This window comes from Microbacterium sp. bgisy203, from assembly GCF_057706945.1.
In genome coordinates this window covers 471,367-495,073 of sequence record NZ_JBYIPF010000002.1, presented here as the reverse complement: position 1 = coordinate 495,073, position 23,707 = coordinate 471,367, and the positions used below count along the sequence as shown (strand labels likewise).

The 23,707-nt window shown below is 70.0% G+C and carries 23 protein-coding genes; 4 read left to right on the top strand and 19 right to left on the bottom strand.

What is annotated here, in order from left to right; translation table 11 throughout:
• Positions 1–7 precede the first annotated feature (7 nt).
• The 5 genes from AC3ENQ_RS05620 to AC3ENQ_RS05600 all read right to left on the bottom strand — a co-directional run bounded on the left by AC3ENQ_RS05620 (position 8) and on the right by AC3ENQ_RS05600 (position 8,546).
• Complete coding sequence (locus tag AC3ENQ_RS05620; RefSeq protein ID WP_431802517.1) at positions 8–2,791, bottom strand: FtsK/SpoIIIE domain-containing protein; 2,784 nt, start codon at positions 2,789–2,791, stop codon at positions 8–10.
• A 67-nt stretch (positions 2,792–2,858) separates the two neighbouring features.
• Complete coding sequence (locus AC3ENQ_RS05615; protein WP_431802515.1) at positions 2,859–3,668, bottom strand: PP2C family protein-serine/threonine phosphatase; 810 nt, start codon at positions 3,666–3,668, stop codon at positions 2,859–2,861.
• Between the two features lie 2 nt (positions 3,669–3,670).
• The gene (locus AC3ENQ_RS05610) at positions 3,671–5,809 is read right to left on the bottom strand and encodes an ABC transporter ATP-binding protein (RefSeq protein WP_431802513.1); all 2,139 of its coding nucleotides are present in this window, start codon (positions 5,807–5,809) and stop codon (positions 3,671–3,673) included.
• A complete protein-coding gene (locus AC3ENQ_RS05605; protein ID WP_431802511.1) occupies positions 5,806–7,539 on the bottom strand; it encodes an ABC transporter ATP-binding protein in 1,734 nt (577 codons plus the stop codon). Before AC3ENQ_RS05605 ends, AC3ENQ_RS05610 begins: the two co-directional genes overlap by 4 nt.
• Before the next feature lie 20 nt (positions 7,540–7,559).
• Positions 7,560–8,546, bottom strand: coding sequence for a hypothetical protein (locus AC3ENQ_RS05600; protein ID WP_431802509.1), 987 nt, complete (start codon positions 8,544–8,546; stop codon positions 7,560–7,562).
• A 110-nt stretch (positions 8,547–8,656) separates the two neighbouring features.
• Here AC3ENQ_RS05600 and AC3ENQ_RS05595 point away from each other — a divergent pair, with 110 nt between their 5' ends.
• The gene (locus tag AC3ENQ_RS05595; RefSeq protein WP_431802508.1) at positions 8,657–9,160 is read left to right on the top strand and encodes a DUF4282 domain-containing protein; all 504 of its coding nucleotides are present in this window, start codon (positions 8,657–8,659) and stop codon (positions 9,158–9,160) included.
• Here AC3ENQ_RS05595 and AC3ENQ_RS05590 read toward each other — a convergent pair whose 3' ends face one another.
• The 13 genes from AC3ENQ_RS05590 to prmC all read right to left on the bottom strand — a co-directional run bounded on the left by AC3ENQ_RS05590 (position 9,161) and on the right by prmC (position 20,537).
• Positions 9,161–9,940 (bottom strand): YaaA family protein, encoded by a 780-nt coding sequence (locus AC3ENQ_RS05590; protein ID WP_431802506.1) that lies wholly within the window; start codon positions 9,938–9,940, stop codon positions 9,161–9,163.
• A 142-nt stretch (positions 9,941–10,082) separates the two neighbouring features.
• Positions 10,083–10,343 carry a F0F1 ATP synthase subunit epsilon gene (locus AC3ENQ_RS05585; protein ID WP_431802504.1) on the bottom strand — a complete coding sequence of 87 codons (261 nt, stop codon included), beginning with the start codon at positions 10,341–10,343 and terminating at the stop codon, positions 10,083–10,085.
• A 1-nt stretch (position 10,344) separates the two neighbouring features.
• Positions 10,345–11,799, bottom strand: a complete 1,455-nt coding sequence (gene atpD, locus AC3ENQ_RS05580; protein WP_431802502.1) for a F0F1 ATP synthase subunit beta — start codon at positions 11,797–11,799, stop codon at positions 10,345–10,347.
• A 33-nt stretch (positions 11,800–11,832) separates the two neighbouring features.
• Positions 11,833–12,747 carry a F0F1 ATP synthase subunit gamma gene (locus tag AC3ENQ_RS05575; RefSeq protein WP_431802500.1) on the bottom strand — a complete coding sequence of 305 codons (915 nt, stop codon included), beginning with the start codon at positions 12,745–12,747 and terminating at the stop codon, positions 11,833–11,835.
• A 31-nt stretch (positions 12,748–12,778) separates the two neighbouring features.
• On the bottom strand, positions 12,779–14,419 hold the full coding sequence (gene atpA / locus AC3ENQ_RS05570) for a F0F1 ATP synthase subunit alpha (protein WP_431802498.1): 1,641 nt from the start codon (positions 14,417–14,419) through the stop codon (positions 12,779–12,781).
• A gap of 15 nt (positions 14,420–14,434) precedes the next feature.
• Positions 14,435–15,223 carry a F0F1 ATP synthase subunit delta gene (locus tag AC3ENQ_RS05565; RefSeq protein ID WP_431802496.1) on the bottom strand — a complete coding sequence of 263 codons (789 nt, stop codon included), beginning with the start codon at positions 15,221–15,223 and terminating at the stop codon, positions 14,435–14,437.
• A complete protein-coding gene (locus AC3ENQ_RS05560) occupies positions 15,223–15,795 on the bottom strand; it encodes a F0F1 ATP synthase subunit B (RefSeq protein ID WP_431802494.1) in 573 nt (190 codons plus the stop codon). Before AC3ENQ_RS05560 ends, AC3ENQ_RS05565 begins: the two co-directional genes overlap by 1 nt.
• A gap of 26 nt (positions 15,796–15,821) precedes the next feature.
• Positions 15,822–16,055, bottom strand: a complete 234-nt coding sequence (atpE, locus tag AC3ENQ_RS05555; protein WP_067163287.1) for an ATP synthase F0 subunit C — start codon at positions 16,053–16,055, stop codon at positions 15,822–15,824.
• Positions 16,056–16,104: 49 nt separating this feature from the next.
• The gene (gene atpB / locus AC3ENQ_RS05550; RefSeq protein ID WP_431802492.1) at positions 16,105–16,911 is read right to left on the bottom strand and encodes a F0F1 ATP synthase subunit A; all 807 of its coding nucleotides are present in this window, start codon (positions 16,909–16,911) and stop codon (positions 16,105–16,107) included.
• Positions 16,912–17,050: 139 nt separating this feature from the next.
• On the bottom strand, positions 17,051–17,623 hold the full coding sequence (locus tag AC3ENQ_RS05545; RefSeq protein WP_431802490.1) for a Cg1360 family ATP-synthase-associated protein: 573 nt from the start codon (positions 17,621–17,623) through the stop codon (positions 17,051–17,053).
• The gene (locus AC3ENQ_RS05540) at positions 17,620–18,864 is read right to left on the bottom strand and encodes an MraY family glycosyltransferase (RefSeq protein ID WP_431802488.1); all 1,245 of its coding nucleotides are present in this window, start codon (positions 18,862–18,864) and stop codon (positions 17,620–17,622) included. The genes AC3ENQ_RS05545 and AC3ENQ_RS05540 overlap by 4 nt, the downstream gene beginning before the upstream one ends.
• 44 nt (positions 18,865–18,908) lie before the next feature.
• Positions 18,909–19,628 carry an L-threonylcarbamoyladenylate synthase gene (locus AC3ENQ_RS05535; RefSeq protein ID WP_431802486.1) on the bottom strand — a complete coding sequence of 240 codons (720 nt, stop codon included), beginning with the start codon at positions 19,626–19,628 and terminating at the stop codon, positions 18,909–18,911.
• Positions 19,629–19,655: 27 nt separating this feature from the next.
• Complete coding sequence (gene prmC, locus AC3ENQ_RS05530; protein ID WP_431802484.1) at positions 19,656–20,537, bottom strand: peptide chain release factor N(5)-glutamine methyltransferase; 882 nt, start codon at positions 20,535–20,537, stop codon at positions 19,656–19,658.
• Between the two features lie 206 nt (positions 20,538–20,743).
• On the opposite strand from prmC, the gene cysK (AC3ENQ_RS05525) reads away from it, so the two are divergent.
• The 3 genes from cysK (AC3ENQ_RS05525) to epsC are packed head-to-tail and all read left to right on the top strand — an operon-like array spanning position 20,744 to position 23,269.
• Positions 20,744–21,691: a cysteine synthase A gene (cysK, locus tag AC3ENQ_RS05525; RefSeq protein ID WP_431802482.1), complete on the top strand. Its 948-nt coding sequence runs from the start codon at positions 20,744–20,746 to the stop codon at positions 21,689–21,691.
• Between the two features lie 4 nt (positions 21,692–21,695).
• On the top strand, positions 21,696–22,667 hold the full coding sequence (cysK, locus tag AC3ENQ_RS05520; RefSeq protein WP_431802480.1) for a cysteine synthase A: 972 nt from the start codon (positions 21,696–21,698) through the stop codon (positions 22,665–22,667).
• The gene (gene epsC, locus AC3ENQ_RS05515) at positions 22,664–23,269 is read left to right on the top strand and encodes a serine O-acetyltransferase EpsC (RefSeq protein WP_431802478.1); all 606 of its coding nucleotides are present in this window, start codon (positions 22,664–22,666) and stop codon (positions 23,267–23,269) included. The genes cysK (AC3ENQ_RS05520) and epsC overlap by 4 nt, the downstream gene beginning before the upstream one ends.
• A 17-nt stretch (positions 23,270–23,286) precedes the next feature.
• On the opposite strand, the gene AC3ENQ_RS05510 is transcribed toward epsC, so the two are convergent.
• On the bottom strand, positions 23,287–23,691 hold the full coding sequence (locus tag AC3ENQ_RS05510; protein WP_431802476.1) for a hypothetical protein: 405 nt from the start codon (positions 23,689–23,691) through the stop codon (positions 23,287–23,289).
• Positions 23,692–23,707 lie beyond the last annotated feature (16 nt).

Here is a 23,707-nt window from a genome sequence, read left to right as displayed (position 1 = left end):
CGCGCCCTCAGTCCGGCAACCACACGCGCGCAGGAGCCTCGCCGGGAGCGAGCGCCCACGCCCGCCCGGGCACAGCCTCCGTGTACGGCGGAGACTCGCGCCGCCCGGTGACGGCGCGGTACTCGGACGCGCAGGCGACGTCGACGACGAATCGGCTGTGCTCGCGTGCCGCCGCGAGCACGCGCCACTGCGCGAGCCAGGCGTCCGGCGTGCCGATCACCGCGTCGCCGCGAGAGGGCGGAGTGGTGGATGCCGCCGCCTCCTCGACCGTCATCGCGTGAAGGCCCGCCTCCGCGCACGCGGCGCGCAGGCGCTCGACCCGCGCCCCGGGAGGTGTGACGATCGCGAGCGGCGTGGTCGGCTCGAGCGTCGCCATCGATGCCGGGAGCGACCCGGGCAGCCCGCCGGCCCCACCGCCCGCGCCCACTCCGCCGGTCCCGCCGGGCCCGTCGGCGACCGCGACCTGGATCGGACGCCGCCCCCAGCGACCGCGCCCGGGTGCCGTGCCGGCCGCGAAGTCGGACGATTCGCCCCCCGCGGCCACGTGATCGGTCCGGGTCGGAAGTGGCAGGAGCAGCCGGTGCGGCAGCAGTTCGAGCACCCGCCCGAGTCCGCCGGCGAGGCGCGCGACCGCGACGACCAGCACGATCCCGCGACCGCGTGCCTCGCGCGCCGCCCGTTCGAGCCCAGCGACCCACGTCGCCGCGTACTCACCGGGCAGTCGCCCCACGAGTGCGTCGGCGTCGTCGACGAGGACGACCGTGCCTGCGGGCGCCGCGGCGATGCCGTCGAGCGCGTCCCACGCGCCCTCGGCATCGGCGGGCACGCGCAGCACGCGCTCCGCCTGGGCGGCGATCGTGGCAAGAAGCGTCGAGCGCCCGCTGCCGGGCCCGCCGACGATAGCGAGGCCCCCGGCGGCTCGGGGCAGCGTCACGACGCTCTGCCGCTGGTGCTCCGGCTCGTCGCTCAGCCCGAGGACGATCTCGCCGCTTCGGCGCACGTCATGAAGCTCGAGCCGGTCGGGAAGCGGCGGAAGCCACGGACGCCGGGCGGGGGCGTGCCCCGAGGCCTGTGCCCGAAGCTCGGCGAGCGCGTCTGCGCCGGTCCGCGCGACCCGCACCGTGCGCGCCGTGGCGTCGGCGGCGCAGCGGATGAGCGCCGTCCCCCGTGCGGCTTCGCTCCCGGGGAGGCGCACCGCGTCATCCTGGCCGATCACGGTGCGGGAGTCGGCGCCATCTGTCACACGGAAGGCGATGCGCAACGGGGCGTTGGCCAGCACTCCGTCGCGGAACGCGCCCGCGGCGCGCTGCGACGCGAGGATCAGGTGCATGCCGAGCGCGCGGCCGCGCGCGGCGATGTCGGCGAACAGGTCGTGCAGCTCGGGGCGCGCGGCGACGAGGGCCGCGTACTCGTCGACGACGATGACGAGGCGCGACAGCGCGTCGCCCGCGTCGTCGATGTCGCGGGCGTCTGCGTCCGCCAACACGCGCTCTCGGTAGCGGATCTCGGCGGTGAGACTCTCCACCGCGCGAAGCGCGCGTGCCTCGTCGAGATCGGTGAGGACCCCCGTCACGTGCGGGAGCGCGGCGAGCGCATCGAAGGTGCGCCCGCCCTTGAAGTCGACGAGGAGCAGGGACAGCTCCTGCGGCGAGCGCGTGCGGCACATCGCCGCGATCCACGTCGTGAGCAGCTCGCTCTTGCCCGACCCCGTCACCCCGATGACGACGGCGTGGGGGCCGTCACCGACGAGGTCGAGGACGACCGGCGCGCCGCCGCTCCTGCCGACGGCGGCCGCGAGACTGCCGCGCCCACCCCCGAGCACCGGGAGGTCCTCGAGCGACACGGCACCGTCCACCCGCTGCCCGAGCGAATCGGCGCGCGCGGCGAGCGCGGCCGCGAGGGCTTCCGCCTGGGCAGAGGAGATCGCCTCGACGCGAACCTCCTGCGAGAGGCCGTCGTGATCGAGGCGCGCCCTGTCGGCACCCGTGAGTGTGAGCACCGCGGCGCAGCGCGGCGGCGGCGGATCCCCCTCGCGCACCTGCACGATCGGGATGTCGATGCCGTCGGACACGGGCCGGCCGCCGTTCGCAACGACGAGGAGCGCACCGCGGGTCGCTTCGGCATGCGGCACGCGCAGCGTCGCATCACCCGCCGCCGCAGCCCCGGCATCCCCCAACCGCACGCTCCCCGGGGCGTGCGCGAGGCACACCTGCAGCGCGAGCGCACGGACGACGGCCGCGGCCGGGATCGCGGGGCCGGCAACGGCGACACCGCCCGCGAGCGGGACCGTGATGGGTACGTCATCGAGCATGCGGGAGCGGCGGCGGAGCGCGCGGGATCGGTCGTCGTGCGCTTCGCCGTCGAGGCGCACCCCGCTCGCGGCGCGCCCCGCGCCCACGACAAGGACGTCCTCGCGCCCCGGCACCACACGCCAGATCTCTTCGGGGGCGGCCGCGTAGCCCGCGACATCGGGAGTCCGTCGCCAGGCGCGCTCGCGTTCGACGTCGTGGCGCCGGTCGAGTTCGCCCTCGAGCACACCCAGTTCGCGCGCCCCGTCTTTGGCGGCGCGCCGCTTCGTGCGTCGCGCGGTGCGCAGCCCGTCGAGGAACGACGCCCCCGCCATGAGCGGCCCGAGGGCGGCGAACCAGAGCGCGAACGGCGACCCGGTGACCTTCCACAGGACGACGGCGCCGATCACCGGAACGATCGCTGCGGCGATGGGCAGCGCCGGTCGCGGCGGCGACGGAGGCGGAGCGGGGAGGCGGAGCGGGTCGTCGTGTGCGTCATGCATGCGCGACAGTCAAGCGGGGCGACCGTGCGCGTGGGGACCGATCAGGCGGATCGGTGGATGAATCCGCTCAGGCGTCGTCTGTGGAGGAGTCGATGGGCGCGTCACCCGCGTGCGTGCGGCGCGCGTTCAGCACGATGATCGTCACGTTGTCGCGACCACCGTTCTCGAGCGCGGCCTCGAGCATGTCGTCAACGGCCTCGGTCGGGTCGTCGTGCTGCAGCAGGAAGTGCAGGATGCCGTAGTCGGTGAGCTCCTTCGTGAGCCCGTCACTGCAGATCACGAACCGGTCGCCGTCGAGCACCTCGAGGCGCACGTAGTCGGGCGAGACGCCGTCGGAGGGACCGATGGCGCGCGTGATGACGTTGCCGTACGGGTGGTTCTCGGCTTCTTCGGGGCTGAGCCTTCCTGCGGCGATGAGCTCCTGCACGACAGAGTGGTCGGTCGTCACCTGCGCGAGCGTTCCGTCGCGGAAGAGGTACACGCGCGAGTCGCCGACGTTGAGCGTCACCCACGTGGGTTCGGGGCCGGAGAGGTCGAGGTAGACGCCGGTGACGGTCGTCCCTGTGCCCTCGTCGGTGGTCTCGGGATGCGACGCGATATCGCTCACGGCGCGGGCGAGCGCCTTCTCGATCGCCTTCGGGCCCACGTCGCCTTTCGTCGCGACGGCGCGCAGCCGGTCGACGGTGCTCGCGCTGGCGATCTCTCCCCCGATGTGGCCGCCCATCCCGTCGGCTACGACGAAGAGCGGGTACTCGGCCAGCACGGCATCCTGGTTCGTGTCACGGCGACGTCCACGATGGGTCACCTCGGACCACTGGAGCTCGAGCGCACCGTCGTCGAGGGGAACGGTGCGCGAACGGGTCGCGGCTTCTGACACGCTCACACTCTAGTGGACGCCTCGCCCGGCTCATCGGCGACGGGCGGGATGGGCGGCAGCGGCGGTACCGCTCCGGGCGAGACCACGGGGACCGGTCCGGTGAGGACCGCCTCCGGCTCGACATCGACCGGATCCGTCTCGTCGTCGACGGCGGGGGCGTCGAACTGCGCGTCGTAGAGGCGCCGATATGCGCCGTTCGCCGCGAGGAGCTCCTCGTGCGTGCCCTGCTCGACGATCGCCCCGGCCTCCATGACCAGGATGAGGTCCGCGTCACGGATGGTGGAGAGGCGATGGGCGATGACGAACGACGTCCGGTCGCGGCGCAGACGCGACATCGCCCGCTGGATGAGGAGCTCGGTACGGGTGTCCACCGAGCTGGTCGCCTCGTCGAGGATCAGAATGCGCGGGTCGGAGATGAAGGCCCGCGCGATCGTGACCAGTTGGCGCTCACCGACGGACAGATTCGTCGCCTCGTCGTCGAGCACGGTGTCGTAGCCGTCGGGAAGGGCGTGCACGAACCGATCGACGTACGCCGCCTTCGCCGCCGCGAGGATCTCCTCCTCGCTCGCGTCGTCCTTGCCGTAGGCGATGTTCTCGCGGATCGTGCCCGAGAACAGCCACGTGTCCTGCAGCACCATCCCGGTGCGCGAGCGCAGATCGGCGCGGGTCATGAGGCGGGTGTCGAGAGTGCCGAGGGAGATGACGCCGGCATCCACTTCGTAGAAGCGCATGATGAGGTTCACGAGCGTCGTCTTCCCTGCCCCCGTCGGGCCGACGATCGCGACGGTGCTGCCGGGATCGGCTCGCAGCGACAGGTCCGCGATCAGCGGGATGTCGGGGACGTACCGGAACGAGACGTCGTCGAACGCGAGGTCCGCGGTCTCTTCGGGGACGGTCTCGGCGGGCTCGGCATCGGGGCTCTCCTCCTCCTCGTCGAGGAGTTCGAAGACGCGCTCGGCGCTCGCGACGCCCGACTGGAGCAGGTTCGCCATCGACCCGAGCTGGCTCAGCGGCTGCGTGAACTGCCGCGAGTACTGGATGAACGCCTGCACGTCGCCGATCGACATGAGACCGTTCGCGACCTGCAGGCCGCCGACGACCGCGATGGCGACGTAGACGAGGTTCCCGATGAACATCATCGCGGGCATGATGATCCCGGAGAGGAACTGCGCCCCGAAGCTCGCCCGGTACACCGCATCGTTCTCGCGGGCGAAGTCGGCCTCGACGTCGGTCTGGTGACCGAACACCTTGACGATCTGATGGCCGGAGAACGTCTCCTCGACGCGGGCATTGAGAACGCCCGTCGCGGCCCACTGCGCGACGAAGAGCTTCTGCGATCGACGCGCTACGAGCGTCGTGATGAGGATGGTCAGGGGGATCGTCACGAGCGCGATGACGGCGAGCAGCGGCGAGATGACGAACATCATCACCAGGACGCCGACGACGGTGAGCAGGCTCGTCACCACCTGGGAGAGCGTCTGCTGCATCGTCTGACCGATGTTGTCGACGTCGTTCGTGACCCGGCTCAGCAGCTCGCCGCGCTGGACGCGGTCGAAGTACGCCAGCGGCAGCCGGTGAATCTTGTCCTCGACCTGGACGCGGAGGCGGTTCATGGCCCGCTGCACGATGCCGGTGAGCAACCGCGCCTGCAGCCAGCCGAACACCGCGGCGAGGATGTAGACGGCGAGGACGGCGATCATGACGACCGCGAGGCGGTCGAAGTCGATGCCCGCGCCGGGCGTGAAGTCCATCGAGCGGATCATGTCCGCCTGCTGTTCGTTGCCCGACGCGATGAGCTGGTCGATGATCTGCTGCTTGGTCGCACCGGCCGGCACCTGGAGGGAGATGAACCCCGCGAAGATGATGTTGGTGCCCTCGCCGAGGATCTTCGGGCCCGCGACGCTGAGCGCGACCGAGAGCACCCCGAGGATCAGCACCAAGACGAGCTTCGGCGTATCGACCTTGAGGGTCCCGAGCAGTCGTTTCGCGCTCGGCCCGAAGTTCTGCGCCTTTCCGCCCGGCGCCATGCCGCGCCCTCCGCCCATGGGCCCCCGTCCGCCCATGGGTCCGTGCCCGCCCTGGGGTCCTTGCCCGCCCTGGGGTGCCGCCGGGCGGGATGACGTCGTGCTTCCGCCGCTCATACCGCCTCCTGCGCGGAGAGCTGCGACTCGACGATCTCACGGTATGTCTCGCACGTATCGAGCAGCTCGTCGTGCGTGCCGAGGCCGACCATGCGTCCGTGATCGAGCACGACGATCTGGTCGGCGTACCGGATCGTCGTCACGCGCTGCGCGACGATGACGCGGGTCGCGTCGGGGAGTTCTGTGTCGAGGGCGTGCCGCAGCGCCGCGTCCGTCTTGAGGTCGAGAGCGGAGAAAGAGTCGTCGAAGATGTAGATCTCGGGGCGCTTCACGAGCGCGCGTGCGATCGCGAGACGCTGCCGCTGGCCGCCCGAGACGTTCGTGCCGCCCTGCGCGATGGGCGCCTCGAGCCCGCCGTCGAAACCCGACACGAAGGAGGATGCCTGGGCCAGATCGAGCGCCTTCCAGAGCTCCTCGTCGGTGGCGTCGCGGTCGCCGTAGCGGAGGTTCGAGGCCACCGTCCCGGAGAAGAGGAACGCGCGCTGGGGCACGAGACCGATGCGCGCCCACAGGTCATCGGGGTCCATCTCGCGAACGTCCGTGCCGTCGACGCGCACCGCACCGCCCGTGACGTCGAACAGGCGCGCGATGAGGCCGACGAGCGTGGTCTTGCCCGAACCGGTCGATCCGATGATCGCGGTCGTCGTGCCCGGCGCGACGGTGAAGGTGAGGTCGCGGAGCACGGCCTCGTCGGCGCCGGGGTAGGTGAAGTCGACGTCGTCGAACTCGATGAGGCCCCCGGCGGGCCGGACCTCCACCGGGTGCTCCGGCGCGTGCACGGAAGGCTCGGTCTCGAGCACGGCGCCGATCCGGTCGGCGCACACCGCGGCGCGGGGGATCATGACGAACATGAACGTCGCCATCATCACCCCCATGAGGATCTGCATGAGGTAGTTGAGGAACGCGAACAGCGTGCCGATCTGCACCCCGTGGTTCTGCACCTGGTCGGCGCCGTACCAGATGACGGCGACCGACGAGAGGTTCATCACGAGCATCACAGCGGGGAACATCAACGCCATGAGGTACCCGGCCCGCAGCGCGGTCTCCATGACGTCTTCGCTGGCCTTGCCGAACCGGGCGCGCTCCCGGTCCTCTCGCACGAACGCCCGGACGACCCGGATGCCGGTGAGCTGCTCCCGGAGGATCTGGTTCACGCGGTCGATGCGCGCCTGCATCGCGGTGAAGGCGGGGACCATGCGCACGACGATGAGCGAGACCACGAGGAGAAGGACCGGGATCGACACCGCCATGAGCCACGACAGACCGGCATCCTGTCGCACCGCCATGATGATGCCGCCGATGGCGAGCATCGGCGCGGAGACCATCACCGTCGCCGACATCTGCACCAGCATCTGCACCTGCTGCACGTCGTTCGTGTTGCGCGTGATCAGCGAAGGAGCGCCGAACTGTCCGACCTCGCGCTGCGAGAACGCGACGACACGGTGGAACACGGCGGCACGGAGCGACCGGCCCATGCCCATCGCGAGGCGCGACCCGAAGTACACCGCGATGAGAGAGCAGACGACCTGGAAGAAGCTGACGAGCAACATCACCCCGCCGGTACGCCAGATGTAGTCGATGTCACCGGTGACGACGCCCTTGTCGATGATGTCGGCGTTGAGCGTCGGCAGGGCGAGGGAGGCGATCGACTGCCCCAGCTGGAACAGCACGACGAGTACCAGCAACGGCCACGCGGGCCGGAGGAAACCGACGAGGATCTTCCCGAGCATCGGGGGCCTGCGCCGCGCGGTCAGGCTTTGGGCGTCTCGCCGGCGCCGCCCGCGGTCGGGTCGGTCGTCGTGTCGCCGGATGCCGACGGATCGGTCGTCGGCGCTGCGGTCGTCGGCGGCTCGGTCGTGGGCGGCTCGGTCGCCGGCGGCGCGAGGGGAGCTTCAGCGGCGGGCGACGGCACCACCGGCGGCTCGGGGGCCGGTGCGGCGACGGGAGGCTCGGTCGACGGCGGTCCGTAGGCGGGCGGCTCGGTCGAGGGCGGTCCGTACGCCGGCGGCGGCTGGTAACCGGCCGGCGGCGGCTGGTAACCCGCGGGCGGCGGCTGGTAACCGGCAGGCGGCGCCTGGTAACCGGCGGGCGGCGCCTGATAGCCGGCCGGGGGTGCCTGATAGCCGGCGGGCGGCTGGTAGCCCGGAGGCGGCGCGTACCCGGGCGCGGGCGGCGCGACGTACCCGGCGCTCGGCTGCACCGGGATCCCCTGCCACACCGTGCGGTCGGCGAAGAACCCGTTGCCGGCCCACGGTGCGGGTGCGATGGCCGGGTTCCAGCGCGACTTGTCGTACGCGTTGATGCCGAGCCAGACGATCGAGAGGAGCACGTAGAGGACAACCCAGACGGGCTCCTTCTGCAGCTTCAACCCAACGCGCCACGCGGCCAGCGCCGTCGCCACGATGAACAGGACCAAACCGAGGAAGCCGAGGTTCAGCGGAGCCAGGACGATGGCGACACCCGCGGCGATCAGGACGACCCAGGGGCTCAGATCGCCGAGCTTGCTGAAGACCATGAAGTTGTAGACGGGCACCCACGCGCGCCACTTCCCCTGGACACCCGCCTTGTCGAAGATCTTCATGAGGAAGAGCGACGAGAGGACGTAGTACAGCACCGCGAACAGGAAGAAGATGAACCCGAAGAAGAGGGCAGCGGCGACCACCGCGCCGTCGTTGTAAGAGTCGCCCATGATGTCCTTTCGGCCGTGAGCGGTCGCCAGCGCGTCCGTCAGAGTCATCGTAAGGGCACAGCGCACCCCGCGACCAGAGGCAGTCGGCGCGCGCAGTTTCTCGCGCGCCGAGCGCTGGTTTCGCTAGCCTGGCGACTGTACCCATCGGAAGGATCGCCATGAGCGACGCGCAGACCCCCACTCCCCCGCCCGTCCCGGAGCAGCCCGCCGCCGACGCGGCCGCTCAGGCGCAGGCCGCGCCGGCGACGACACCGACCGGCGGGCAGGCGGGTGTCGACGACACGGGCGTGCCGCGCCTGCTGGGCGAGTTCGACGAGATCGGCAAGGGCTTCCTCTCGGCGCTGTTCGACATCACGTTCACGCAGTTCATCACGCGGCGCCTCGCGAGCGTCTTCTACCTCGTCGGTCTCGTGGCGATCGGCATCGGTTTCATCGCGACCTTCTTCAGCGGGATCATCTCCGGCATCGGGTCGCTCAGCTGGAACGTCGGCGGCGGCATCGCGCTCATCATCTCGACGCTGATCGTCGTCCCCGTGCTCGCCTTCCTCGCGATCGTGGTGCTCCGCTTCGTCATCGAAGCGGGCGTCGCGCTCGTCGCGATCGCGGAGAACACCGAGCGCACCGCGCAGAACACGCAGCGCGCCACCACGCCGCCGCGCTGATCAGACGACGAGGTCGAGTTCGCCGTCCGCACCCGTTCGCACGGTGAGGCCGGCGGTCTCGGCCCACGCGCGGAAGGCATCCCCGCTCGTGATGCGGGGTCGACCTTCGGCGAGCGCACGCACGAGGGCGCCCTTCGCGTGCTTGTTGAAATGGTTCAGGGCGCGGACGGCGCCCGTCTCGCTCCCGGCGCGATCCCCCGTTGCCGCCCCGGTCACGACGCGGAGGTACAGCGAAGGGATGCCGGAAGGTACCGGCCCGAGCGCGGCGTACGCCTCGGAGCGCAGGTCGAGGACGAAGCGCGGCGCGGCCTCCGCGAGCGCGCGGGTCACGGCATCCGCCCACACGCGCCGAAGGGGCGGCAGATCGGGAAGGCGGACGCCCGCCGCGAGTCGGTACGCGGGGATCGCATCCAGGGCGCGTACGGGCCCGAAGGGCGCCGAGTGGATGAGGACGTGCGCCCCCAGCCACCGCCGTGCGGCGGCGTCGAGCGTCGCGGCATCCAGCGCGTCGTACAGCACGCCCGTGTAGCGGTCGACGGCGGGGAGCGTCGGCGCCGTGCGGAGCGCCGCATTGTCGGCGATCCCGCCGCGCTGACGCTCGGAGAGCTTCAGAACGCGCGCAGCGGCGTCGGCGTCGGCGTCGGCACTCAGCGACACCAGTGCGTCGATGACCGCCTCGCGCTCCGGAAAGAGCTGCGGCATCGCGAGCGCGGGGACATCGAGGGGGCGGGCACGACCCCCGGGCCGCTTGGTCTCCGACGGGGGCAGCAGGATCAGCATGGGGACTTTCACAATGACGAGAGCGTTTCGACTCGCCGCTACGCCGCCCGCTCAACGTCCGGAAGTGCCGGTCGTTGAGCGGGCGAGCGCAGCGAGTCGAAACGCTCAGGCGATGTCGAAACGCTCAGGAGATGAGGCGGGGTCAGGACTCCAGGGCGGCGTGACCGGCGACGATCGTGAGCTCGTCGCGCTCCATCGAGATGAAGCCCGAGTGCGCTGTCGCGATGACCTTCGAGCCGTCGGACTGGGTGATGCGCACCTGGCCCTCGGCGAGGATCGCGAGCACCGGCTCGTGCCCTGTCATGAAGCCGATCTCGCCCTCGACGGTCTTGGCGACGACGAGGCTCGCCTCGCCGTGCCAGACCTCCTCCTCCGCGGAGACGAGGGTGACGGTCAGCGCCATGTCAGCTGTTCTCCTTCTGGATCTTCGCCCACTTCTCCTCGACGTCGGAGATGCCGCCGACGTTGAAGAACGCCTGCTCGGCGACGTGGTCGTAGTCACCCTTGACGATCGCGTCGAACGACTCGATGGTCTCCTTGATCGGGACCGTGGAGCCCTCGACGCCCGTGAACTTCTTCGCCATGTAGGTGTTCTGCGAGAGGAACTGCTGGATGCGGCGCGCGCGCGACACGACGACCTTGTCCTCTTCGGAGAGCTCGTCGACACCGAGGATCGCGATGATCTCCTGCAGTTCCTTGTTCTTCTGCAGGATCTGCTTCACGGCGGTGGCGACACGGTAGTGGTCGGCACCGATGTAACGCGGGTCGAGAATGCGGCTGGTCGAGGCCAGCGGGTCGACGGCCGGGTACAGACCCTTCGACGCGATCTCACGCGAGAGCTCGGTGGTGGCGTCGAGGTGGGCGAAGGTGGTCGCCGGGGCCGGGTCGGTGTAGTCGTCGGCGGGCACGTAGATCGCCTGGAGCGAGGTGATCGAGTGACCACGCGTCGAGGTGATGCGCTCCTGGAGCACACCCATCTCGTCGGCGAGGTTCGGCTGGTAGCCGACCGCGGAGGGCATGCGACCGAGGAGGGTGGACACCTCGGAGCCGGCCTGCGTGAAGCGGAAGATGTTGTCGATGAACAGCAGCACGTCCTGCTTCTGCACGTCGCGGAAGTACTCCGCCATCGTCAGCGCCGACAGGGCGACGCGAAGGCGCGTCCCCGGCGGCTCGTCCATCTGGCCGAAGACGAGTGCGGTCTTGTCGAAGACGCCCGCCTCCTCCATCTCGTGGATGAGGTCGTTGCCCTCACGGGTGCGCTCGCCGACACCGGCGAACACCGACACGCCGCCGTGGTCCTGCGCGACGCGCTGGATCATCTCCTGGATGAGGACGGTCTTGCCGACGCCCGCGCCGCCGAACAGGCCGATCTTCCCACCCTGGACGTACGGGGTCAGCAGGTCGATGACCTTGATGCCCGTCTCGAACATCTGGGTCTTCGACTCCAGCTGGTCGAAGTTCGGAGCCTGACGGTGGATGCCCCAGCGCTCCGTGATCTCGACCTGCTCGCCGGGCTCGAGGTTCAGGATGTCACCGGTGACACTGAAGACCTTGCCCTTGGTGACGTCGCCGACGGGCACCGAGATCGGGCCGCCGGTGTCGCGCACCTCCTGGCCGCGGACCATGCCGTCGGTCGGCTTCAGCGAGATGGCGCGCACGAGGTCGTCGCCGAGGTGCTGCGCGACCTCCAGCGTGATCTCGGTGGAGTCGTCGCCGATCGTGATCGTCGTCTTCAGCGCGTTGTAGATGTCGGGGATCGCATCGTGCGGGAACTCGATGTCGACGACCGGGCCGGTGACGCGTGCGACGCGCCCGACGACCGTCGTCTCGGCCTTGTCGGCAGTGGCGGTGGCAGTCATTGTCTGTCTCTTTCGGTGTGGTCAGTTGCCGGATTAGGAGCCGGACGAGAGGGCGTCGGCGCCGCCGACGATCTCGGCGATCTGCTGAGTGATCTCGGCCTGGCGTGCGTTGTTGCGCAGGCGGGTGTAATCGGTGATGAGCTTGTCGGCGTTGTCGCTGGCGCTCTTCATCGCCTTCTGGGTCGCGGCGTGCTTCGCGGCCGACGACTGCAGGAGCGCGTTGAACACGCGGCTCTGCACGTACACCGGAAGGAGCGCGTCGAGCACCGTCTCTGGGCTCGGCTCGAAGTCGTAGAGCGGGTAGACCTGCGCAGGTCCGCTGCTCGCGGCCTCGGTCTCGTCGGCCTCGACGACCTCGAGCGGGAGCAGGCGCACCCGCTCGGGCTCCTGGGTCATCATGCTGATGAAGCGGTTGTACACGAGGTGGATCTCGTCGACGCCGCCCTCTTCGTCGCCGCCGCGGTCGTAGGCATCCAGCAGGGCCCCTGCGATCTGCTCGGCGGTGTTGAAGTGCGGAGTGTCGGTGTCGCCGACCCACTCCCCCGCCGACGCCATGCGCCGGAACTGGAAGTAGCCGACGGCCTTGCGACCGACGAGGTAGTAGACGACATCCTTGCCCTGCAGCCGCAGCAGCTCTCCGAGCTCGAGACCCTCCCGGAGGATCTGCGAGTTGAACGCGCCGGCGAGGCCGCGGTCGGAGGCGAAGATGACGACCGCCGACCGGCGGATCACCTCGCGCTCGGTGGTGAGCGGGTGCTGGACGTTGGAGTGCGTCGCCACGGCGGCGACGGCCCGCGTCACGGCCCGCGCGAAGGGCGACGACGCGCGGACGCGCGCCATCGCCTTCTGGATGCGCGAAGCCGCGATGAGTTCCATCGCCTTCGTGATCTTCTTGGTCGTCTGAGCAGAAGCGATCTTCTGCTTGTAGACCCGGAGTTGTGCGCCCATGTTCTCTGTCTCAGGAAACGGTCCCGCGGCCTCAGCCGCGGCGGCCCTTGACGATCTTCTCCTGGTTCACGTCTTCTTCGTGCGCGGCCGCGACCTCTTCGTGGCCCGGCTTGTCGATCGACTGGCCCTTGCCGCCCTGGAACTCCAGGATGAAGGCATCCGTCACCTTCTCGAGCTCGGCGGCGGCGTCGTCGTCGAGGACGTTCGTGTCACGGAGCGTCGTGAGGATCGTCGTGTTGCGCTTGAGGTAGTCGAGCAGCTCGCGCTCGAACCGGAGCACGTCCTCGACCTCGATCGTGTCGAGCTTGCCGTTGGTGCCGGCCCAGATCGAGACGACCTGCTCCTCGACCGGGTACGGCGAGTACTGCGGCTGCTTGAGGAGCTCGGTGAGGCGTGCGCCGCGCTCGAGCTGACGGCGGCTGGCCGCGTCGAGGTCGGAGGCGAACATCGCGAACGCCTCGAGCGACCGGTACTGGGCGAGCTCGAGCTTCAGCGTTCCCGAGACCTTCTTGATCGACTTCACCTGCGCGTCACCGCCGACGCGCGACACCGAGATGCCGACGTCGACCGCAGGGCGCTGGTTGGCGTTGAAGAGGTCGGACTGCAGGAAGATCTGGCCGTCGGTGATCGAGATCACGTTGGTCGGGATGTACGCCGAGACGTCGTTGGCCTTCGTCTCGATGATGGGAAGACCCGTCATCGAACCGGCACCGAGCTCGTCGGAGAGCTTCGCGCAGCGCTCGAGCAGACGCGAGTGCAGGTAGAAGACGTCGCCGGGGTACGCCTCGCGGCCCGGCGGGCGGCGGAGGAGGAGCGAGACGGCACGGTAGGCCTCGGCCTGCTTCGACAGGTCGTCGAAGATGATGAGGACGTGCTTGCCCTCGTACATCCAGTGCTGGCCGATGGCCGAGCCCGTGTAGGGGGCGATGTACTTGAAGCCGGCGGGGTCGGATGCCGGGGCCGCGACGATCGTCGTGTACTCCATCGCGCCGGCGTCCTCGAGGGCGCCCTTCACGGCGGCGATGGTCGAGCCCTTCTGACCAATCGCGACGTAGATGCAGCGGACCTGCTTGTTCACATCGCCCGAGGCCCAGTTGTCCTTCTGGTTGATGATCGTGTCGAGCGCGATGGCCGTCTTGCCGGTCTGGCGGTCGCCGATGATCAGCTGACGCTGACCGCGGCCGACGGGGATCATGGCGTCGATCGCCTTGATGCCGGTCTGCATCGGCTCATGCACGGACTTCCGCTGCATGACGCCGGGCGCCTGCAGCTCGAGGGCGCGGCGGCCGGTGGTCGCGATGTCGCCGAGACCGTCGATCGGGGTGCCGAGCGGGTCGACGACGCGGCCGAGGTAGCCGTCGCCGACGGGCACGGAGAGCACCTCGCCGGTGCGGGTGACGCTCTGGCCGGCCTCGATGCCGGAGAAGTCGCCGAGGACGACCACACCGATCTCGTTCTCGTCGAGGTTCAGCGCGAGGCCCTCGACACCGTTCGCGAAGCGGACGAGCTCGTTCGCCATGACGCCGGGGAGGCCCTCGACGTGGGCGATGCCGTCGGCCGCGTCGACGACCGTGCCGACCTCGGTCGCCGCCGCGCCCGTGGGCTCGTAGGCGGCGACGAAGTCCTTCAGTGCGTCACGGATGACGTCGGGGCTGATGGTGAGATCTGCCATGGTTTTCCTTCTGGTTCAGCCAGCGAGGCGCTGGCGCAAGTCGTTGATTCGGGAGGAGACGGTCGCGTCGATGACGTGGTCACCGATCTCGACGCGCACCCCGCCGAGCACCGCGGGGTCGACGATGACGTTGACGGTCACGGTGCTGCCGTACCGCTCGCTGAGCGCCTCAGCGAGGCGGCCCCGCTGCTGCTCGTCGAGCGGCGCGGCGACGCGGACCGTGGCGACGGTGCTGCCGCGCTGGTCGGCGACGAGCTCGGTCGCCCGTGTCAGCAGGAAGCGCACGCGACGCTCGCGGGGCTGCTGCACGAGCTGCGAGGTGATGAGCGTCGTCGCTTCGCTGGTGCGCCCGCCGAGGAGCTTCTCGACGACCGCGCCCTTGGCCTCGGCGGAGGCGAGGCGGTTGCCGAGCGCGAGCTCAAGGTCCGGGTTGGCCGCGACCATCCGGACCACCTGGAACAGCTCGCCCTCGACGTCCGTTCCCGGTGAGGCGATGGAGGCCGCACGGATGGCGAGCTCCTCGATCCCCGAGATCAGGTCGGAGGTCGACGACCAGCGCTCGGAGACGGCGGATGCCAGGAGCTTCCGCGACGTCTCACCGAACCCGGCGAAGACCGTCTCGACGACCCGGGTGCGCGCCGCGGCCGGCGCGCCCCACAGCGAGAGCGCGCCGCTCAGCTGCGTCGAGTCGGAGATCTCCCGTGCCGCCGCGAACAGCTCGCGGGAGACGGAGAGGTCGTCGACGGTCGACGCGGTGAGCTCGGCGACCGTGGTCGCCAGCGCCTGAGTGGTCGCGCTTCCCATTACTTCGCAGCCTCCGTCGACGAGGCGGCCTTCTCGGATGCCTCGAGGTCGGCGAGGAAGCGGTCCACCACGCCCTTGGCTCGGGCGTCGTCGGAGAGCGTCTCACCGATGACACCGCCGGCGAGGTCGAGCGCGAGCGTGCCCACTTCGCTGCGCAGCGACACGAGCGCCGTCTGGCGCTCCGCCTCGATCTGAGTCTGGGCGGCGGCGGTCACGCGGGCGGCCTCGACCGTCGCGTTGTCCTTCGCCTCGGCGACGATCTTCTTGCCGTCCTCGCGGGCGGCATCGCGGATCTCACCGGCCTCCTTGCGGGCGTCGGCGAGCTGCGCCGTATACTCCTCGAGCGCGGCCTCGGCCTTGCGCTGAGCCTCGTCCGCCTTCGCGATGTTGCCCTCGATGGCAGCCGAACGCTTGTCGAGCAGGTCCCGCATCTTCGGCAGCGCGATCTTCCAGAAGAGGAAGAGAATGATGACGAAGCAGACCGCCGACCAGATGATGTCGTACCAGGCGGGGATGAGGGGGTTGGTGTTGTGCCCCTCCTCCGCCGCGTACGCGACAAGAGCCTTGAGCATCCTGTCTCCTTAAGTCCGGGAGGCGATTACTGGAAGATGAAGTAGGTCGCGATACCGATGAAGGCGAGCGCCTCGGTGAAGGCGATACCGATCCACATCAGGACCTGCAGGCGGCCGGCCAGCTCGGGCTGGCGGGCGACGCCCTCGATCGTCTTGCCGACGACGATGCCGACGCCGATGGCGGGGCCGATGGCGGCGAGGCCGTAGCCCATCGTCGCGACGTTGCCGGAAAGCTCGGCGAGAACCGTAGTTGCGTCCACGGGGGTTTTCCTTTCAGGGTGGGATGGGCGAAGCGGGAGCCTCGACCGCTCAGTGCTCCTCGGCCACCGCGAGCTGGATGTAGACCGCGGTGAGGAGGGCGAAGACGTACGCCTGGAGGACGGCCACCAGGAGCTCGAACAGGGTGAAGACGAAACCGAAGGCGAGCGAGCCGACGGCGAGCGCCGACCACCATCCGCCCAGGGTCACGAGGAAGAACTGCGTCGCCGCGAAGAACAGGACGAGCAGGAGGTGGCCGACCATCATGTTCATGAGGAGTCGGAGGGTCAGCGTGACCGGACGGATGACGAAGGTCGAGATCAGCTCGATCGGCGTCACGATGATGTAGATCGGCCACGGCACACCGGAGGGGAAGAGCGAGTTCTTGAAGAAGTTCTTCGGGCTCTTCTTGATACCGGCGTAGATGAAGGTCGCGTAGCTGACCACGGCGAGCAGCAACGGGACGGCGACGATCGAGGTTCCCGCGATGTTCAGGAACGGGATGATGCCGGTCAGGTTGAAGAACAGCACCATGAAGAAGATCGTGGTGAGGATCGGGAGGAAGCGCTGCCCGTCCTTCTTGCCCAGGAGATCCTCGGCGATGTTGACGCGGACGAAGTCGAGACCCATCTCGACCAGGCCCTGGCGGCGGCCTCGGAAGTCGGTGCCGGGGACGACGCGCATGTTGCGGGTACCGAGCCAGAAGAGGAGGACGATGATCGCCGTCGCGAGGAACTGGATCAGGTGGATCCGGTTGACCGGGATGACACCGAACAGGTTGAAGAGCGTCTCAGGGAAGAACTCGTTGATCGAGGGTCCGTGGAACTCGCCGCCGTCTTCGGCGGTCTTGGCGATCAAGGTCGCAGCGTGGGTAAACAGCGCAGACTCCAGCTTCGGGGCATCGGCGTGAACCGAGGCGACGATGGTCGGTGAAAGTCGATGCGCACACAGTCCTCGGCGTTCTCACACCTGAGGTCACGGGCGCAGAGACAGCCTATCAGGCGCGCGGGGCGCCCGTGTCCGCGCCCGGCTCCCCGTCCCCGGCATCCGGTCGGGATTCGGCGGCCTCCACGTCCGCGAGCGTCGGCAGGCTGACGTCTCCCACGTGCGGCACGCGCAGTTTCAGCATGACGACGACATCGATCACGAGCGAGGCGAGGACGCTCACGACGAGGGCGACGAAGAAGACCGGCCCGTTGAGCCACTCCTGGCCGCGCAGCACCAGCAGCGCGACGATGAACAGCCCGAACTTCACGACCCAGCTGCCCATCACCGCCCCGAAGAAGATCGGCACCCAGAGCGGGTCGCCGTACCAGCGGTTGGCGATGAGGATCGAGCCGGCCGTGAGACCGAGGAACACCGCCGCGAGGAGGATCGCCACCAGCGCGCTCCATAGGCCCGACGTGCCGGCGACCGCGTAGCCGACGACGGCGCCGACGACCGCGAGCACGGCGGTCGCGCCCGCCGACCAGAGGAGGGTCGCGCGGAACAGCCGGTTGCTCGACACCTCCTGCCGCGCGGTGGGGGCCGGCGGGGCGGCGGAGCGGCGGGGATCGGGGGCCTCGGTCATGCGGTCCTCGGTTCGTTCGGGGCGGGAGCGTCGGGATGGGTGGGAGAGTCCGGAGGATCGACCGATGCGGACGCATCGGAAGAGCTCGGGGCATCCGCGGCATCCCGCGGGACGGCACGGGATGCCGACGGGAGGAGCGTCACGGCGATGCAGGCGGCGATGCCCACGAGCACGAACGCGACGCCCGGCCAGTAGCCCGCGTCCCAATCCTGCGCCGTGCCGATGTACATGAGGAGGACGCCGAGCGAGATGACCGCCGTCCACGCGAAGAAGACGAGGACGGCGTCGCGGTCGCTGTGCCCCATGTCGAGCATGCGGTGGTGGAGGTGCTTGCGGTCGGGTGAGAAGGGCGACAGTCCCTTGCCCATGCGGCGGATGATCGCCATGCCGAAATCGAGCAGCGGAAGCAGGACGACGACGACCGGCAGCACGATGGGGATGAACGCACCGAGCAGCTGCGAGCGCCCGAAGGCGTTGTTGTCGCCCAAGAGGGCCGGGTCGAGGCTGCCGATCAGCGCGAGCGCCGCCGTGGCCATGAGCAGGCCGATCAGCAGCGCGCCCGAGTCGCCCATGAAGAGCTTCGACGGCGCCCAGTTGAGAGGCAGGAACCCGATGCACACGCCGATGAGGACGACCGCGATGAACGGCGCGAGGCTCGAGTAGGTCGAGGCGCCCGTGTCGCGCAGCACGAGGTACGTGTAGACGAAGAAGACGAGGTTCGCGATCAGCCCGACGCCGGCGACGAGCCCGTCGAGTCCGTCGATGAAGTTGACGGCGTTCATGACGACGACGATCGCGAGCACCGACAGCGCGAAGCTCACCCAGCTCGACACGACGAGCTGGGTGCCGAAGGGCAGATAGAAGATCTGGAAGCCGCCGAAACCGACCACGATCCCCGCGGCGAGGAACTGCGCTCCCAGCTTGATCGTCCAGTCGAGGTCCCACAGGTCGTCGGCGACGCCGATCACGACGATGAGAGTCGCGGCGGCGAGCACGGACCACACCACCGACGGCTTCGCCCAGATGATCGAGAAGTACGGGACCTGCGACGACAGGGCGAACGCCGCGAGGACACCGAAGTACATCGCGACGCCGCCGATGCGGGGCTTCGGGGTCTTGTGGACGTCCCGCTCGCGGATCGCCGGATACAGACGGTACCGCAGCCCCACACGCCACACGATCGCGGTGAACGCGAGCGTGAAGGTCGCGGTCATGATGGCGATGAAGAGGTAGTACTTCACGATGCGTTCTTCACGATGAGGTCGAGTTCCGCGGCGGCCCGACCCTAGGCGGGGCCGGCATCCGTTCGCGCTCCGTCGCCGAGCAGCGGCGCGTCGGGATCGGCGGGCTCCAGCAGATCGCCGAGCACCTCCCCCAGCTGCGCGCGGCTCACGGCGCCTTCGCGGAGCACGCGCACGGGACGGGTGCCGCCCGCGACGAGACCGGTCGCATCGATGATCGTCGATGCGACCCCGGTCGACGCGGGGCCCCCGTCGAGGTAGACCGAGACGCTGTCGCCGAGCATGGCGCGCGCGGAGTCCACGTCGACCGCGGCGGGCCTACCGGTGAGGTTCGCGCTGGAGACGGCGAGGGGCCCGCACTCCTCGAGGAGTTCGAGGGCGATGCGCTCGGCGGGCATGCGCACCGCGACCGTGCCGTGGGTCTCACCGAGGTCCCACGACAGCGACGGCTGGGCGGGGAGGACGATCGTCAGGCCACCCGGCCAGAACGCCTCGACGAGGCGCTCCACCTGCGGGGGCACCTCGGCGACGAGAGCGCGCATCGTCGCGACGCCCGCGACGAGGACGGGCGGCGGGGACTGGCGCCCGCGGCCCTTGGCATCCAGCAGCCGCTGCACGGCCGCCGCGCTGAACGCGTCGGCGCCGACGCCGTACACGGTGTCGGTGGGGAGGACGACGAGCTCGCCGCGGCCGATGGCCTGGCGCGCCTTGCGCATGCCGGGGAGCAGCTGCTCGGCGTCGCGGCAGTCGAAGAGGTCAGACATATCCGTCCAGTCTACGCGGCGGCCCTCTCAGGGACGGAGCGCGGTGGTGGCCCGATCGCGCATCGTGAGGTCGGGGTGCGTCGCCGCCGCACGCCACCCGGCCGTCGAGAGGAGCTCGCGGATCGCGGGCCCCTGCCACTCGCCGTGCTCGATGACGAGCGTCCCCCCGGGGCGGAGGAGCCGCAGCCCCACATCGGAGAGCGTGCGGACGACGTCGAGCCCGTCCTCTCCCCCGTAGAGCGCGGAGGGCGGATCCCAGAACCGGACCTCGGGGTCGCGCGGGATCGCGGCATCCGGAACGTACGGCGGATTCGAGACGAGCACCGCGACGCGGCCGTCGAGTTCGGGGAAGGCGGATGCCAGGTCGATGAACGCCAGGCGGACGTGCGGCGCGAGAGCGTCGACGTTCTCCTTCGCCCAGATGAAGGCGTCGACCGCGTTCTCGGCGGCGTGGATCTCGGCGTGCGGCACCTCGGTTGCGAGAGCGAGGGCGATCGCCCCCGACCCGGTGCCGAGATCGACCCCGATCGGTGCGGCATCCGGAACCGCACGGAGGGCGTCGATCGCGAGCTGCGCGACCATCTCGGTCTCGGGGCGCGGGACGAACACCCCCGGGCCGACACGGAGCTCGAGGTGGCGGAACGGAGCGGAACCCGTCAGGTGCTGGAGAGGCTCCCGCGCCGCGCGACGCTCGACGAGGTCGAGGAAGTCGTCGGTCTGTGCGGGCGCCGCGTCCCCTCGGATCGCGGCGGCGGCCAGCTCGCCGCGACCGATCCCGAAGACGTGCGCGGCGAGCAGCTCGGCATCCGCATCGGGCGTCGGCACCCCCGCGCGGGCGAGGGTCGCCGCGGCGTCGCGCAACAGGACCGCAAGAGATGCGGGCGCGCCGGTATCGTGCGAAGTGGCCATGGGTGGGACCAGTTTACGTGCCGCGTCGCGACCGACTCCGGGCGCGACGGGAACCGCCCGTGACGGTGCGTCACATTCGGCCGCGGAATAGACACGCCGCTTAGGCTGGTTCGCACCATCGAACCATCCGCTCGGTTCGCGCGGTCCGCCTCACCCGGCGCAACCGGCGCGGCGGGGCGGTCCACGACCCGCCAGGAAGGCAGATCATGTCCGGCATCCACACCGACATCACCAGCGCGTTCGGCAACACCCCGCTCGTGCGCCTCAACCGCGTGAGCGAGGGCCTCCCCGGCACCGTGCTCGCGAAGCTCGAGTTCTACAACCCCGCATCGTCGGTCAAGGACCGCCTCGGCATCGCCATCGTCGACGCCGCCGAGGCCTCCGGAGACCTCCAGCCCGGCGGCACGATCGTCGAGGGCACGAGCGGCAACACCGGCATCGCGCTCGCGATGGTCGGCGCCGCCCGCGGGTACAAGGTCATCCTCACGATGCCATCGTCGATGTCGATCGAGCGTCGCCTGCTCCTCAAGGCCTACGGCGCCGAGCTCGTCCTCACCGACCCCGCCCTGGGCATGAAGGGAGCCGTGGAGAAGGCGGAGGAGATCGCGGCCGAGACGCCCGGCGCGATCCTCGCGAAGCAGTTCGCGAACCAGGCGAACGTCGAGATCCACCGCAAGACCACCGCCGAGGAGATCATCCGCGACACCGACGGCGAGATCGGCTACTTCGTCGCCGGCATCGGCACGGGCGGCACCATCACCGGCGTCGGCCAGGTGCTCAAGGAGCGCGTGCCCGACGCGAAGATCATCGCCGTCGAGCCCGCCGATTCGCCGCTGCTCACCAAGGGCACCGCCGGCCCCCACAAGATTCAGGGCATCGGCGCGAACTTCATCCCGCCGATCCTCGACCAGGGCGTCATCGACGAGGTCTTCGACGTCACGCTCGACGACACGCTGCGGACGGCCCGCGAGGTCGCGACGCGCGAGGGCATCCTCGTCGGCATCTCCTCCGGGGCGGCCATCTGGGCTGCCCTGCAGGTCGCCGCGCGCCCCGAAGCCGCCGGCAAGAACGTCGTCGTCATCGTGCCCTCGTTCGGCGAGCGATACCTGTCCACCGTGCTGTTCGAGAACCTGCGCGACGAGGCCGCGGTCTGACCCCGTGCCCGGCATCCACTCCGACATCACGACGGTCTTCGGGAACACTCCCCTCGTCCGGCTGAACGCGCTCACCGAGGTCCTGCACGCCGAGGTTCTCGCGAAGCTCGAGTTCTACAACCCCGGGCGGTCCGTCAAGGACCGCCTCGGGTTCGCCCTCGTCGAGGCGGCCGAGGCATCCGGCGCCCTGCAGCCGGGCGGCACGATCGTCGAGTCGACGAGCGGGAACACGGGCATCTCGCTCGCGCTCATCGGCGCGGCGCGCGGATACCGGGTGATCCTCACGATGCCGGCATCGATGTCGAAGGAGCGCCGGGCGCTGCTGAAGGCGTACGGGGCGGAGCTCGTCCTCACCGATCCGTACAAGGGGATGACCGAAGCCGTCCAGACCGCCGAGCGGATCGCCGCGGAGACGCCGGGCGCGATCCTCGCGCACCAGTTCGAGAGCCCCGCCAACCCGGCGATCCACCGCCGGACGACGGCGCAGGAGATCCTCCGCGACACCGACGGCCGCATCGACTGGTTCGTCGCGGGCTCCGGCACGGGCGGCACGGTCACCGGCGTCGGCCAGGTGCTGAAGGCGGAGGTGCCGGGCGTGAAGGTCGCCCTGGTCGAGCCGGCGGACTCGCCGGTCCTCAGCGAAAACCGCGCGGGGGGACACCGCATTCAGGGCATCGGGCCGAACTTCGTGCCCGACGTCCTCGACCGCTCCGTCGTGGACGAGATCATCGACGCGCCCTTCGAGGACTCGATGCGCGTCGCGCGCGAGCTCGCCGCACGCGAAGGCATCCTCGCCGGCATGTCCGCGGGTGCGGCGGTGTGGGCGGCGCTCGAGATCGCGAAGCGACCCGAATCGGCGGGGCAGCGCATCGTCGTGATCGTGCCGGATGCCGGAGAGCGCTACCTCACCACGGCGCTGTACGCGGATCTGCGCGAACAGGTCAGCGAAGAGTCCAGCGAGAAGGTGTCCGCATGAGCGGCGTGATCGGGCGCCTGGGACGCGGCATCGGGGGCGCCGTCGCGCGCATTCGTGAGGACATCGCGGCCGCGAAGCTCCGCGACCCGGCTGCGCGCAGCAGCGTCGAGATCGCCGTGCTCTATTCGGGGCTCCACGCGATCTGGTCGTACCGCGTCGCGCACCGGCTCTGGACGCGGCGGCTGCGCTTCCCCGCGCGGGCGTTGTCGCAGCTCACCCGCTGGCTGACGGGCGTCGAGATCCACCCGGGCGCCGTCATCGGCCGACGCTTCTTCATCGACCACGGCATGGGTGTCGTGATCGGCGAGACGGCCGAGATCGGCGACGACGTCATGCTCTATCACGGCGTCACCCTCGGCGGTCGCACGCGCGACGCGGGGAAGCGCCACCCCACCCTCGGCGACGGCGTGGCGGTCGGCGCCGGCGCGAAGATCCTCGGACCGGTCGTCATCGGCGCGGGATCCGCCGTCGGCGCGAACGCCGTCGTCACGAGCGACGCCCCGGAGGACTCGGTTCTCGTCGGCGTTCCGGCGAAGCCCCGCAAGCGCAAGAGCGGCGAGGACACGCGGGCGCTCCTCACGACCCCCGAGTACTACATCTGAGGCATCCCGCGGCGCCGTCAGGATGCGCGCTTGTCGCCGACCTTCTTCTTGATGAACAGCGCCGGCAGCAGCATCGTCGCCAGCGCCGTGATGAGCCACACGATCATCGGGGCGAGCAGCCACGTCCACCAGGGCGAACCGATCGTGATGCCCGCGCCCGGGATCAGCACGACGACGAGCAGGGCGATGAACGTCGAGACGATCCCCACCCCGCCGAGGAGGGCCGGCGCGTTCCGGCGGGCGACCTTCGCCGCCCACGGAGTGAGGACGGACTGCAGCACCGCGAAGATGACGACGGCGAGGACGAAGCCCCACCAGTTCGACCAGTCGATCCGGAAGCCGGGGAGGAGGAGGTCGGCGACGATGAGGCCGACGGCGGCCGACAGCACGAAGATCAGCGCGCGGATCAGGAAGGTGATCATGCGCTGAGCGTAGCGC

What these genes read in the sequence shown, in the direction of transcription:
- AC3ENQ_RS05620 (WP_431802517.1), bottom strand. Translation starts at nt 2,791, where the DNA reads ATGCATGACGCACACGACGACCCGCTCCGCCTCCCCGCTCCGCCTCCG.
- AC3ENQ_RS05610 (WP_431802513.1), bottom strand. Translation starts at nt 5,809, where the DNA reads ATGAGCGGCGGAAGCACGACGTCATCCCGCCCGGCGGCACCCCAGGGC.
- AC3ENQ_RS05605 (WP_431802511.1), bottom strand. Translation starts at nt 7,539, where the DNA reads ATGCTCGGGAAGATCCTCGTCGGTTTCCTCCGGCCCGCGTGGCCGTTG.
- AC3ENQ_RS05600 (WP_431802509.1), bottom strand. Translation starts at nt 8,546, where the DNA reads ATGACTCTGACGGACGCGCTGGCGACCGCTCACGGCCGAAAGGACATC.
- AC3ENQ_RS05595 (WP_431802508.1), top strand. Translation starts at nt 8,657, where the DNA reads ATGAGCGACGCGCAGACCCCCACTCCCCCGCCCGTCCCGGAGCAGCCC.
- AC3ENQ_RS05590 (WP_431802506.1), bottom strand. Translation starts at nt 9,940, where the DNA reads ATGCTGATCCTGCTGCCCCCGTCGGAGACCAAGCGGCCCGGGGGTCGT.
- AC3ENQ_RS05585 (WP_431802504.1), bottom strand. Translation starts at nt 10,343, where the DNA reads ATGGCGCTGACCGTCACCCTCGTCTCCGCGGAGGAGGAGGTCTGGCAC.
- atpD (WP_431802502.1), bottom strand. Translation starts at nt 11,799, where the DNA reads ATGACTGCCACCGCCACTGCCGACAAGGCCGAGACGACGGTCGTCGGG.
- AC3ENQ_RS05575 (WP_431802500.1), bottom strand. Translation starts at nt 12,747, where the DNA reads ATGGGCGCACAACTCCGGGTCTACAAGCAGAAGATCGCTTCTGCTCAG.
- atpA (WP_431802498.1), bottom strand. Translation starts at nt 14,419, where the DNA reads ATGGCAGATCTCACCATCAGCCCCGACGTCATCCGTGACGCACTGAAG.
- AC3ENQ_RS05565 (WP_431802496.1), bottom strand. Translation starts at nt 15,223, where the DNA reads ATGGGAAGCGCGACCACTCAGGCGCTGGCGACCACGGTCGCCGAGCTC.
- AC3ENQ_RS05560 (WP_431802494.1), bottom strand. Translation starts at nt 15,795, where the DNA reads ATGCTCAAGGCTCTTGTCGCGTACGCGGCGGAGGAGGGGCACAACACC.
- AC3ENQ_RS05545 (WP_431802490.1), bottom strand. Translation starts at nt 17,623, where the DNA reads ATGACCGAGGCCCCCGATCCCCGCCGCTCCGCCGCCCCGCCGGCCCCC.
- AC3ENQ_RS05535 (WP_431802486.1), bottom strand. Translation starts at nt 19,628, where the DNA reads ATGTCTGACCTCTTCGACTGCCGCGACGCCGAGCAGCTGCTCCCCGGC.
- prmC (WP_431802484.1), bottom strand. Translation starts at nt 20,537, where the DNA reads ATGGCCACTTCGCACGATACCGGCGCGCCCGCATCTCTTGCGGTCCTG.
- cysK (WP_431802482.1), top strand. Translation starts at nt 20,744, where the DNA reads ATGTCCGGCATCCACACCGACATCACCAGCGCGTTCGGCAACACCCCG.
- epsC (WP_431802478.1), top strand. Translation starts at nt 22,664, where the DNA reads ATGAGCGGCGTGATCGGGCGCCTGGGACGCGGCATCGGGGGCGCCGTC.
- AC3ENQ_RS05510 (WP_431802476.1), bottom strand. Translation starts at nt 23,691, where the DNA reads ATGATCACCTTCCTGATCCGCGCGCTGATCTTCGTGCTGTCGGCCGCC.